The organism is Candidatus Protochlamydia sp. W-9, assembly GCF_001950615.1.
GTDB classification, from domain to species: Bacteria; Chlamydiota; Chlamydiia; order Chlamydiales; family Parachlamydiaceae; genus Protochlamydia; species Protochlamydia amoebophila.
Genome location: NZ_BCPZ01000210.1, coordinates 1 through 506, shown reverse-complemented (window position 1 = coordinate 506; position 506 = coordinate 1). Strand labels below are relative to the sequence as shown.

The following is a 506-nucleotide window of genomic DNA, read 5'->3' as shown; positions in this document are numbered from 1 at the left end:
AGACAAAAAGGAAAATTCGCAAAAAAACTTTTAGAAGACCTTTAAGTGAAGTGCTAACGATTTTGCTTCTCTTTCATCGTTTCAATGACAGAACATTTAAACACTTCTACTTAAACTCTGTAAAAATAACTTTAAAATATTTATTTTCTTATCTTGTACTCAAGATTTTTTTAACTAAACCTCGAGCATTTTTTCCTATGGTTTGCTTTACCCAAGAACACTTAAGGGATCTGTGAAGAGATTTTATTGCTAGACTCTAAAGGATTAACGGGTTGCCTGCGTTAAACGTGCCTCTTCTCATCGTGTTTTTAAAGAGTCACGCTAAGTGGGGAAAAACAACCATCGGTTGCTTCTTTGGATTTAAGCTCTCTTGTGATTAATCATCAGGCAGAAATTGTCGCATTTAAGTTGACAACTGGCAATAGGGATGATCATAAAATCGTTCCTGAAATGATAGGAGGGATAAAAGGAAAAGCATTCGCAGATAGAGAGGTTATTTCAGAAAA

At 34.6% G+C, this 506-nt stretch carries 1 protein-coding gene; it reads left to right on the top strand.

Translation table 11 applies throughout. The features are described from left to right. Positions 1-372: 372 nt before the first annotated feature. Positions 373-506: transposase (locus BU804_RS17565; RefSeq protein WP_226996152.1), on the top strand; the 134-nt coding region annotated here is incomplete at its 3' end.